The organism is Ruegeria discodermiae (assembly GCF_030758345.1).
Taxonomy (GTDB): domain Bacteria; phylum Pseudomonadota; class Alphaproteobacteria; order Rhodobacterales; family Rhodobacteraceae; genus Ruegeria_C.
Genome location: NZ_JAVAMO010000006.1, coordinates 72,194 through 82,790, shown reverse-complemented (window position 1 = coordinate 82,790; position 10,597 = coordinate 72,194). Strand labels below are relative to the sequence as shown.

The 10,597-nt window shown below is 59.5% G+C and carries 10 protein-coding genes; 3 read left to right on the top strand and 7 right to left on the bottom strand.

The window, feature by feature from the left end; translation table 11 throughout:
* Positions 1-90 precede the first annotated feature (90 nt).
* The 4 genes from Q5Y75_RS15095 to Q5Y75_RS28520 all read right to left on the bottom strand — a co-directional run bounded on the left by Q5Y75_RS15095 (position 91) and on the right by Q5Y75_RS28520 (position 4,399).
* The gene (locus Q5Y75_RS15095; RefSeq protein ID WP_306198907.1) at positions 91-1,029 is read right to left on the bottom strand and encodes a HEAT repeat domain-containing protein; all 939 of its coding nucleotides are present in this window, start codon (positions 1,027-1,029) and stop codon (positions 91-93) included.
* Positions 1,030-1,084: 55 nt separating this feature from the next.
* Positions 1,085-1,795, bottom strand: coding sequence for a hypothetical protein (locus tag Q5Y75_RS15090; protein ID WP_306198905.1), 711 nt, complete (start codon positions 1,793-1,795; stop codon positions 1,085-1,087).
* A 12-nt stretch (positions 1,796-1,807) separates the two neighbouring features.
* The gene (locus tag Q5Y75_RS15085; RefSeq protein ID WP_306198903.1) at positions 1,808-3,199 is read right to left on the bottom strand and encodes a hypothetical protein; all 1,392 of its coding nucleotides are present in this window, start codon (positions 3,197-3,199) and stop codon (positions 1,808-1,810) included.
* Between the two features lie 783 nt (positions 3,200-3,982).
* The gene (locus Q5Y75_RS28520) at positions 3,983-4,399 is read right to left on the bottom strand and encodes a GFA family protein (RefSeq protein ID WP_371933272.1); all 417 of its coding nucleotides are present in this window, start codon (positions 4,397-4,399) and stop codon (positions 3,983-3,985) included.
* Positions 4,400-4,735: 336 nt separating this feature from the next.
* On the opposite strand from Q5Y75_RS28520, the gene Q5Y75_RS15080 reads away from it, so the two are divergent.
* The 3 genes from Q5Y75_RS15080 to Q5Y75_RS15070 all read left to right on the top strand — a co-directional run bounded on the left by Q5Y75_RS15080 (position 4,736) and on the right by Q5Y75_RS15070 (position 6,894).
* Positions 4,736-4,948: a hypothetical protein gene (locus tag Q5Y75_RS15080; RefSeq protein ID WP_306198900.1), complete on the top strand. Its 213-nt coding sequence runs from the start codon at positions 4,736-4,738 to the stop codon at positions 4,946-4,948.
* A gap of 260 nt (positions 4,949-5,208) precedes the next feature.
* Positions 5,209-5,406, top strand: a complete 198-nt coding sequence (locus tag Q5Y75_RS15075) for a hypothetical protein (protein WP_306198898.1) — start codon at positions 5,209-5,211, stop codon at positions 5,404-5,406.
* A gap of 909 nt (positions 5,407-6,315) precedes the next feature.
* Positions 6,316-6,894: an XRE family transcriptional regulator gene (locus Q5Y75_RS15070; protein WP_306198897.1), complete on the top strand. Its 579-nt coding sequence runs from the start codon at positions 6,316-6,318 to the stop codon at positions 6,892-6,894.
* Positions 6,895-6,960: 66 nt separating this feature from the next.
* On the opposite strand, the gene Q5Y75_RS15065 is transcribed toward Q5Y75_RS15070, so the two are convergent.
* From Q5Y75_RS15065 to Q5Y75_RS15055, 3 genes are read right to left on the bottom strand one after another with little or no spacing between them, the layout of a single operon-like run.
* Complete coding sequence (locus tag Q5Y75_RS15065; RefSeq protein WP_306198895.1) at positions 6,961-7,470, bottom strand: aminomethyltransferase family protein; 510 nt, start codon at positions 7,468-7,470, stop codon at positions 6,961-6,963.
* A gap of 1 nt (position 7,471) precedes the next feature.
* Positions 7,472-10,342 carry a 2Fe-2S iron-sulfur cluster-binding protein gene (locus Q5Y75_RS15060; RefSeq protein WP_306198894.1) on the bottom strand — a complete coding sequence of 957 codons (2,871 nt, stop codon included), beginning with the start codon at positions 10,340-10,342 and terminating at the stop codon, positions 7,472-7,474.
* On the bottom strand, positions 10,329-10,586 hold the full coding sequence (locus Q5Y75_RS15055; RefSeq protein WP_306198893.1) for a sarcosine oxidase subunit delta: 258 nt from the start codon (positions 10,584-10,586) through the stop codon (positions 10,329-10,331). Before Q5Y75_RS15055 ends, Q5Y75_RS15060 begins: the two co-directional genes overlap by 14 nt.
* Positions 10,587-10,597 lie beyond the last annotated feature (11 nt).

Genomic DNA, 10,597 nt, shown 5'->3' with positions numbered 1-10,597 from the left:
ATATGCCGAAAACTGCTGGCCCCGTTCCGACAACAGGAATCCGGGTTCTTCCCGCTCTGGCATCCATTTTCCATAGTCATGAAACACCAATTATATGAGGTCCGCCCTGCGGCGTCCCTTTAGGGTGGAACGATAGAGCATCTTGACGAGCTGCAAGCGTCCGTCACAAATCTCGCCGCTCATATTGGCTTGCAACATAGTTGGTGAGGTCGTATCGAATTCGAAATACCAAGACCCGCTGCGCTGTTGTAGCCGACCTCTCATAACGATTTCAGAGGCGGTATCAATCAGAGCCATATGCCGCCACGTTCCTTTGTCCTCGGCAGGGTCCGCAAAAAGCAGATAGCCCTCAAACCACTTGTCATCAGAGGGATCCCATTCCGCGAGCACACCCATCAGCACCGGCGCCTCAGGTGCTGTAGAGAGTTGTTCCGCAATGCCGCGCACTGGCAAAAACTGCCAGTCCAGTCCCAGCCCTTCGATGATCTGCGCATCACCGGGAACAAACGAAACATCCATTGGATCGTCTTCGAACGCGCTCAAAGCTGCGCGGACATCGACCTTTCGCGCTGAACGGATTATCGCAAGCTCGCCGCAATCATCATCAATCTTCACCGGCTCTTCACATGGCCAGCCAGCAAAGCCTGCGCCCTTCAGGTGATGTCGGGCAGATAACAAGAGCACGGCAAATTTCGCGTCACGCTCCACCCGTCCGTTGGAACAGCGTTCAGCGCGCTTGATGGCATCACGCGCAGAGATATCGCCCAGACGCCCGAGCGCGCGTAGAGTTTCGCGAAGAACAGCTGTTTCTGGGTCCGCAAGAGTCCGGACAAGAATTTCGGTCAGATTTGAGGGCCTGGTTCCGGAAAAAAGGCGCACCGCTTGGGCACGCAATGACGCATTCCGCGTTTGATCCTGAAACACATCCGCTAGATCGTAAGCGACATCAGCATGTCGCTGGCCTGCAAGCAAGGCCAGGGCCGTCCCGACCGCTAGACGGTCACTGCGCCCCTCCAGGATGGCGCGCAATTCCGAAGCGCTGAAGTCTGACGGTCGGTTCAATATGATTGTCACGTTACATCTCCTAAAAGCTGCAGCCGTCCTGAATAAAGCAATCGCGGCGCATGCCGCGCCCCTGGCTGACGGTCAGGGATGTGCCGGAGCCACCTGATTCCATGAGGTTCCCCGAGATGTTGCGATGTATGCGCCCGAGCCCATGGCCCAGCTCATGGGCAAGAAGCCGGGGCATCTGAGGGCCTGTGATCGGGCCCCCGTTGTGCCTGAAGCCGATGACGCAGCCATTGAACACGTAGTGGTTCTTGAAACAGGTCGGAACGGCACAGATGCCCGCCTTGTTCTCGCCGCCGGAGGTCACATTGTATTGCGGCACCATGAACACATCCATCGCATCGTCGCTGGACCCGCGAAAGCGGCGTGTCAGGCGCTTGGCTTCTCTCTTGCTGGTGATCACCTCGGCCCCATCCGCCTGCTCACGGGTGATCTCGTGATAGCGCACGCGCCCGATGCCGATCCCGACCTGGCCCAGAATATCGCGCGCGCCTTGAATACCGAAAGCAAGGTCCTGCAAATCGTTGGCGGCAAAGTCATCACGCACGACCAAGATGATGTCCAGATGCAGATGATCGCCCCGCAGCGCCTCGATCTGATCGCGGACCGAAACGGTCCCCAGCCCGACGGGACGCCCATCAAGGAAGCCAAACAGGTGCCGAAGGAGGGATGCTTCCTCCGTTGGCGCATCTACGCAGGCCAAAACGTCTCTCAGTGAAACATCCATCTTGAACCCCCTTTATTGAAGGCAGATCAAGATCTGGACCATCCCGCGCCCCTCGGACAACGTTCCAAGCGATTTGCCGATGACAGCCCCTGTCGCCCGAGCCCGATCCGAGACCCGCATCGCGTGGCCTTCGATCGGTGAGGTCGTGAGCAGGTCGCCAACATTGATGCTGCCAAGCGCGGAATCCGCCTTCACGAACACGCGGCCCAATACCGCCAGATGGCACCGACTGCCCTCTTTGGCATCTGCGTCCTGCCCTAGGATAACCCCAGGACGCAGGCCGCCTGCCCCCGAGACGACGCCAGCGACAGCGGTGTCATACTCCGAAGTCGAGGGATGCAGCTTTCCGCCCTCACCTATGACCATCACTGTGCCGGGCCCGTTTTCGCGCGCCTGATCGCCCAGATCAAATTCTTCCGCGCAATCGGCGACGTTGTTGGTAAAGCGCACGTCCCCTGACAGGTTCATGTTGCCAGTGTTTCCACTGAGGTGAATCGTGTTGTTGCCGTTGTCGTTCTTAACAAAAAGATCACCGGAGGTTCCGAACCGGCCAAGGCCGACATTTCCCGTGGCTCCGTTCAGCACCACGGTCTCCTGGCCGCCATCATCCCTGAGCGCGAGCAATCCGGAATTGCCCGATCCTCCGAAACGGGCCTCGCCCGTGGATCCGTTCAACGTAAACGTATCCGTCCCGGAGCCATCTTTGACAAACAGCGCTCCGGCCTCACCACCGCCGGGCGCTCCCAGCCCGACATTACCGGTCTCACCGTTCAAAACGATGGTGACGGTGCCGTCTGCCCGGCGCATCTCAAGCCGTGAATCCGTGCCGTGCCCACCCATGCGCCCATGGCCGACTTCACCGTTGAACACGACGGTTCCGTCACTGGAGTCGTTGCGCAGTTCCAATCTGCCACGGGCTCCGCTGCCGCCAATGGTTGCATTCCCATTGTCCCGCAATTGGGCGCGGAGTTGACCGGAGTCCGTCCGCACTTCGGTACGGCCCGACGCGATGACAGCACCACTGGACCCATCGATCTGGACCCCTTCATTGTTGCCCACGACGCGAATGGTGCCGGGATTGTCCGACTGCCCGACGCGCACCGAGCGCCCGTCCGCGTTGAGGTGAATTGTTGCATCACCCAAATTCTGGCTCGTATTGGATGCGTCGAATAGAAAGATATCGCCGTCAGATCCAGCACCGCCAAGCAGGATGTTGCCCGTTCCGCCTTGAATTTGAACGATATTGCTCAAATCCGATCGCCGAAGCCGGATGATACCCAGATTGGCATCAAGCCGCATCAACTCGTTGCCGCTGTCATCAAGCAACACAAGGTCTTGACCGGGCTCCAGAACCAGATCATCCGATGGCGCTTGTATATCACCAATGTCCGTATCGACAGGCATCTTCAAAATCCTTTGTGATAAATCAGTTCTGCAATTATAGCACGAATCCTGTGCGCGATCAGCGGCAGTCTCCCAGCGTCCCAGCATGGTTTTCGGTTGGAGTTTGTGCTGACCCGGACAGTCTTGAGACTTGTCCGGGATCAGCCTCTGTTAGCCTGATCTGTAGACTGCGCGATTGGCAACCCACGCGTTCTCTATTTTGCCTTGCATTTAAGTAAACGAGAAATGGCTGCGGCGCATGTCCAAACAGTATGGACAATGATAGCCCGCGTGTCGGGCTGATCAAGCTGGCCTCCTGAAAACAAGAACGGGCACGACCTGTTGCGTGCCCGTACCTTTTGGGGAAACAATTAAACCAACGTCTTACTGACGTAACCATCTAACAATTCCATCATGACACAAAACACTGTTGGCCTTCTGTGAAATGGATCACGGTTGGACAAAAAATCCGTGCCTCTCCTGCAATCGGCACCACAAATGGCGGATCATTCGAGAGCCGCCGAATATCGAAACACTAGAAGCGCGTCCCGTCCGGGTTTCGATTGCCACCTATCCTAACGAAGCTGCCATTTGAGCCATGACGGATCAGAGCCGCTCGGGACGCCCGCAAGTCGATGAGCCGCCAGTTTTCCCGCGTGCCCGCAGAACACCCGGTCTCCGTATGCCCGCCCCCAAAATACCCGCCGCCAAGTCTCGCCTGAAGCGAGTGCATTACCGCCTGAGCCCTCTAGGTTTTGTGAGGCGTGCAAGATCACCAAGCCGAGCTTTGAGTAGGAGTCAAAGCTACTGGCGCGGCGTCGGCGACCCCTCCGGAAAACTCTCAAACTCTGCCGGGAAGCTCACCCAAGGGCGCTTTTCTTTCGCCCAGACGACACGGCTAGGGTCCGGGCGTGGACTGTCAAAAGCCCCGATGAGCACGCCAACATGTTCGGGACGGAAGTCCAATGTCCAATAGACCGTTGTTCCACAATGCGGGCAGAAGTAGTTTTCGACATCCCGACCGGATTCTGCCTTGCGGGACCAACTCATTTGCTCACCATTAATCGAAACCGCAGATTTCGGAATATAGGCCACTGTCGCAAAGGCTGATCCGGTTCGCTTTTGACACGCGGAACAATTGCAGGCGATACAAATGTCGGCGTCCGCGCTCGCCTCCAGAGTCAGCGCTCCACATTGACAAGATGCACGAGACAAAGCCATTTTTTTCCTCCCCGTAACTAACAGCAGATAGAGGATAGTACGAATGCTGGCAGTCTGTCATTGTGGGATCATTGATTGAGACGCCACCGAGCCCGCCATCTTCCCTTTCACAGGTTCCCCTTGCAGGTGATACCTTTGATAATCCTAAGCAGGGAGCGAGCGTAGCAGGGTCTCAGAGACCACTTGCCGTGTCTTTTGTGCGGATGAGTAGTCTAATTGCTGTGTAAGGCTTGAAGCAGCACGGATCGCCGACGATCTTTGATCTGGCGATACTCTTGATACCACCGCCTTGCTGCTGCAGGGCAAAAGGTGGCATTAAACAAGGAAGCAAGACGCATGAGTCAGTTCTTCAGACTAGGTTTGCTGATTTGCGGCGCGACATTTCTGGCAGCCTGTGATACCGGACCAAATGGATTTGGCACCGCGCCTCCGGGCGTGTCGCAAGCCGATTGGGACGCAGAACAGAAGGCCAAGCGCGAAGCCTTCTACAAGTGCATGAGCGGTCCCAGACCCGGCGGAGACTCCGAGAAGTGCTACGCGCTCAAGTGAAGCGAACCAGCAAGACGCCATTGTCATGATCGGTGCCTTGGAGCGGGTCGCAGGCCTCATGGAAGGGCCGGTTTCACGACGACCTGCCACGAAATTCTCCTCGCCTCCTGAATTCCCCTGCGTTTTCGCAAATGACCGGTTTTATGCGCCTGCATCAGATTCCAGCACAATTGGCTCTCGTAAGTCGAGACCCGGCGCGCAGCTTTTGAGATGCGTCGAGAATCTGGTATCAGGGCTTAAAGCGATCCAAGGAGTTCAGAATGCCCCAATACAACGATATGTTCGAATTGACGGTAGAAGACATGGACCTGATCGAAAGGTCGTTGCGCAATCTTCCTGAGGCGTTGCCTCCAGAAGGGCGAGAGGAAACAGAACGCCAGATTCACGATTTGTTGGGGCGTTTGCACAACCAGAAGATCTTTTACCGGCCCAAAAGTGGCGTTTATATCGGTGGATAGCGACGGTGTTGTGCGCGCGCCGGGGATAAGGTGAGCGCTCCACTCTGAGAGTGCCGCGCGGCCTCGCGAGCGAAACCGGGCACGTCTGCGGCCCATGAACGCATAGCTTATGTGAAATTGTTCACTGCGCCCGCCCCGGTGGTCCTGCTAGCTCGTTAACCATTGTGAAACTGCTCGGGAAGGTCACCATGAAACTCAGCGCCCTGGAAGCCATTTGCTTGTTATTTGCGAGCGGGGTAGCCGCCTCTGGGTTCGTTGGGGCCGCAAACGCTCTGATTTCTGCCGTATGAACCTGCAGGTCCCGCTGCGGCCTTTGGTTGCAACAATAACCTTCATTTGGCATTATTGTTAACCATACTGGCAGGGAATTGCAGAAACCGGCCAAAATACTGGAACGATATTGACCAAGCGAAATACATTTGGCCAACAAGGACACAAGAGAGAGAACCCTGGTATTCATGCAGACACCTTTTCCTCAGATTTTATCCAAGTCCCTTGACGCGCTGGACACTCAAGCCAGATGCGCCGACGCAGTGCATTTGCTGTCAGAATCCCACATTCCAAGGGACGTGGCCGAATGGCTCTCGGAAACCGTAGAGAGGCTCGTGCGCGACGACGAACTGGCACTGGACCTGCATATCTGCTTGTCCATGGCCTCAAACGGCAACGCCCACGGATAGAGCCTGCGTATCGTGCCGCGAAGGCTGATCCGGTCTCGGTTCAGGCCCCCTCCAACGCCATCCACGTGCATGCGATCCGCGAATCCAGTTTTGGCTGGGACCGGCCCGGGCAGCGTTTTTGAGAGGACCCTTGACGATTTTTCCCAAGCGGGCACTGATTGGACCCGCAGGGCCGCAACGCGTTCTTGCGGCATCCACGTCCATGGCTTCATGATCGGCGACACAGGCATTGGCTAAAAAGACGGATACCGAAAGCGAGGTCGGTCAGACGCTTCAGCGGCTGCGTCTGGAGCGCGACCTGACGCTGGCCGATCTGGCCGGACAGGCGCAGCTTTCGACCGCGATGATCAGCCGGATCGAAAACGGCCACGTTTCGCCCTCGCTTGGCACGCTGCAATCGCTGGCGGACGCATTGGATGTTTCGCTGATGGCATTGTTTACCCATTCCGAGCATACGGCCGATGTGCATCACGTCAAAGCCGGGGAAGGGTTGCGGTCGCGGCGCATTACACAAGGCCATGCGCATGATTACATGCTGCTGGGCAAGCATGGTGGACCCGGCGGCAGCTTTCAGTCTGCGCGCATTTGCATCTTTCGCGAAGACTCGGAAAATCTACCGCGTTATCAGCACGAAGGGCATGTCTTTATCTACATGATCGCCGGAGACGCGACCTATCGCTGCGGCACCGAAGACTTCGCCATGTCAGCAGGCGACACGCTGAGTTTTGATGCCATGCTGCAGCATGGTTTCCGCGAGATTCTGAGCGATATGATCGAGATCATCACGGTCTCGACGCGCCCGCAATGATCGCGGTTCCATAGCGTCTTTCGGGGTTGGCACAATACACATATGTGAGTGATTGAATGGGATACATCAGACCGGTTTCTGCCGACAAGACAGGGTCAGATAATCTTCAACCATATCGCCAAAGCTCTGTTCAACGGCACATTCGAATCCGCCCTCGCAGCGCAGCACCAAGGCCTTTAGGCCGAACAGTTCGGAATAGGTCACCGCATCCGCGCCGAACACGGTCTCATGCAGGTCCAGCGGGCAGGCGATGGCCATCACCTGGGACGCGTCCGGCCCGGTGATGCGAAAGAAGCTCAGTGTGTCCGAAACGCGCACGATGCTGATCTCTGCAGGACAAGCGTCGGGTTTTAGCTGCGCCTCCAGCACCTCTTCCTGCGCCAGCGGAGCGCGGGCGAGCCAGTGCTTGCGCCCGATATGGTAGAGCTCCACCCCTCCCCCGCCTGTACGGGTGTTGGGATGGTCCGGCAATGGCGGCAACATGTCCCCGGCCCAGTTGCGCAGTGCATCTGCCGCCCCTTTGAGATCGAAAACAGCGCTCAGGCCGCAACGCTGGAGGGTCACGTCATAGCGCATGTCAGGACCTCAACCGTGTGCCATCGGGGTCGTGAAAGACCGGTTTCGTGATACTGACCGGGATCACCTCATCCTGCAGCCGGACATGGGCGGTTTCGCCTTGCCTTGCGTGGCCGTTCTCCAGCAGGGCCAATCCGACCCAGCGCTGGTTCACCACGCTCCAGACGCAGGCCGTGACCAGACCCTCTGTCGCCTCTTTGCAACCTGCAGGAGTCAGCGGCGCGCCTTCGGGGATTTGCCGGTTGGGGTCCTGCGGCAGGATGCCCACCAATTCGCGCCGGGTCGCCCCACCCGCGCGACGCAGCATCACCGCGCGTTTGCCCAGATAATCAGGCTTTGTCTTCGACATGACCCATCCCATCCCCAGATCGTAGGCATCGACAGTGCCGTCCACCTCATGACCCAGCGACAGAAACCCCTTCTCGACCCGCAGCACATGGTTCGACTCCGAACCCACAGGCAGGATGGCGAAGGGCGCGCCAGCTTCCATCACCTTGTTCCAGAGGGCCATCAGATGGCGCGGGGCGACGTTGACCTCATAAGACAGCTCTCCGGTAAAGCTGACCCGCGCGACGCGCGCCGGAAACCCGGCGACCATACCGTCGCGAATTGACATGAAGGGGAAGGCCTGCGGCGACAGATCGATGTCGGTGCCCAGCGCCTGCATCACATCACGCGCATGTGGGCCGCAGATGGTGGCGTTGTTCCATTGGCTGGTGACGGTGGTGATCATCGCATGCCAGTCGGCAAACTCGGTCTGTAACAGCTTTTCCATATGCTGGTTCACCACATCCGCATGCCCGGTCGATGTCGAGAGCAGCCAGCGGTGGTCATCCAGCCGGAACGCCACCCCGTCATCCAGGATCAGCCCGTCATCCGACAGCATCAGCCCATAGCGCCCCTCGCCGGGTTTCAGGCTGGACATCACGTTGGAATAGATGAAGTCGAGGAAGCGCGGAACATCCCGGCCCTTCAACTCGAATGTGCCAAGGGGCGAGCCGTCATAGACGCCGACAGCCTCGCGCACGGCGCGGCACTCGCGGTTCACCGCCTCCTGCAAGCTCTCGCCGGGCTTGGGGAAGTAGCCGGGTCGCTGCCAGCGGGCGCCTGCCTCATACATCACCGCGCCATTGTCCACGTTCCATTGCGTCACCGGTGTGTGCCGATAGGGTAACAAAACGGTGCCCTCTCGCAGCCCCGCAATCGCGCCAAATGACACCGGTGTATAGGGCGACCGGAAGGTGGTTGTGCCGATCTGCTCAATGGGCACGCCCTGCTGCATCGCAACGGTGCCGATGATGTTGATATTGCCGGTCTTCCCCTGATCCACCCCCATGCCGCCGGTGGTGTAGCGTTTGACATGCTCGATATTGGCATAGCCTTCGCGCAGGGCCAGATGCACGTCGCTGACCAAGACATCGTTCTGAATATCCAGAAACGCTCTGCCGCGCTGCACCGGCACATCCACACGCCAGAGCGGTTCAATCGCATAAGGCAGGTCGGCACCGCCCGCGACGATCCGGTCCAGCGTCAGATCCCCCGCTGCGGCCCCTACGGCGCGGCAGTTCTGCACGGCGCTGTCGGGCAGAAACGCGGCCAGATCCTCGTCATAGCGCAGCGAACTGCGGGACTGCGACCACAGATGCACCGTCGGATTCCAACCGCCGGAATGGGCAAGCACATCACATCTGATCCATTTGGCGAGGTCACCCGACAGTGGCGCGGCCAGCACTGCACGCACCCGCTTGTGACCAAAGATGCCCGCAGCCACGGTCGCGGGATGCACCGGCAAGTCGGGCACCAGATCCAGCGCCGCTTGCGGGATATGTCTGCGGCTATCAAGGATGGCCGTCACGATGAGCCCCGCCGCCGCCAGATCAGCCGCGACCGCATAGGCGCTGTTATTGTTGGTAAACAGCGCCACCCGTTTGCCGGGGGCAACTCCCCAGCGGTTGACATAGGCCTGCACCGAGGCGGCCAGCATCACGCCGGGCCGGTCATTACCGCCAAACACCATGGCGCGTTCGCTGGCCCCGGTGGCAATCACCACCTCACCCGCGCGCACCCGCCAGCTGCGCTCAAGAATGCTGTCCTGTTCAGGGCAGCGTTCATTCACCATCAGCAGGTTATGCTCGCGATAGGCCCAGACGGTGGCGTTTTGCAGATGGGTGACATTCTCCATCCCGCACAATTCGGCGACCGCGTTAGCCACCCAGTCCAGTGCCGGTCGTCCCCCGATACTCAGGGTGCGGTTCAGCAGACTGCCCCCGGCTTCGCTCCCCTCATCAGCCAGGAACACCCGCTTGCCCGCGCGCCCGGCCTCAAGCGCGGCCTGCAACCCGGCCGGGCCTGCGCCTGCGATCAGCACATCCGCATGGGCACGGCGCGCCTCGAAATGGCCCGAGGACGGCGGCTGCGCCGGGGCAGGAGCCAGACCGGCCGCCTTGCGGATCGACGGCTCGAACAGGTGCCAGCCGGGCCATTTGAACGTCTTGTAGTAAAACCCGGCAGGCAGGAACCGGGCCAGCACCTGCGCCACGCCGCCCAGATCGAAACCGGGCGACGGCCAGCAATTGACCGAGCGCGCGCTCAGCCCCTCACGCAGCAGCACCGCGGTGGCCGGACAATTGCCTGCGGCATCCTCGCCCTCCAGCTGCACCAGCGTCGCCGGTTCCTCGGGGCCGTGCCCGACGATGCCGCGCGGGCGGTGATACTTGAAACTGCGGGCGGTGACGCGCACGCCGTTGGCCATCAGGGCCGAGGCCAGCGTATCGCCGTCAAAGCCCTGATAGTCCTTGCCATTGAAACGGAACCGGAGCGGCCGATCGCGGTTGATACGCCCGCCGGTGGTCAGGCGGCTACTCAATCTCATCGGGGGCCTCCACGATGTCATGGGTTCGCGTGTCGCGCCAGATCGTGAGCCACTCGCCGCACCCGCGCGCGTGCCACCAATGTTCCTGCACCGGTCCCAACGGGTTTGGCACCACGGTCAGGTAATCCACCCAGTCCGCGTCGCTGACCACATTGGGGTCGGGTCGAGCCGCGCGCACCGGGCCCCCATAGATGAACTCGCTTTCGCTACGCGCGCCGCAGAAGGGACAGGGAATGAGCAACATGATCGGGTCCC